1 pseudogene is annotated in these 478 nt (G+C 64.0%); it reads left to right on the forward strand.

The window, feature by feature from the left end:
• Positions 1-94: 94 nt before the first annotated feature.
• Positions 95-430, forward strand: a pseudogene (locus ACWEKM_RS44195) (GP88 family protein); the annotation flags it as partial.
• Positions 431-478: the final 48 nt, after the last annotated feature.

Here is a 478-nt window from a genome sequence, read left to right on the forward strand (position 1 = left end):
GAAAGGGCTCCCACTTCCTCGCCTTCCTCGGCCTCGCAGCCGCCCTCACCTGCTACAAGAAGCTCGCCAAACTCACCACGTGAGACATCCTCTTAAGCGGCTGGTCGAGAACGATCCGCCCGAGAACTTCCTCTGGTGCTACAGCCTCGGAGGGAAAGAGGACCACCTCATCGACCTGAGTACCGAAAGGCATGCGGACGTCTTCCCTAACGTCGAAGCGCTGATCGCCGCCGACTACACCGACCAGACGGAATCGGACCTTCTGTCGGTCCTGAGCGAGTCCCCGCTCGTCGGAATCCCGGCGAACCGGATTCCGCACCTTCTCAAGAAGCAGGGGCAGGAGACATTCGGCGGCCTTCAGCGTGCGCGCCGCGAGAAACTGCGCACGAAAAACGCGCGCGCGGGCCAGAAGTTCGAGCTGGCGCACTGAATACTCGCGGGGGTGTCTTCGGGGCCGGGCGGACATGCGCCCGGCCCC

The sequence above is a fragment of the Streptomyces sp. NPDC004752 genome, from assembly GCF_053601275.1.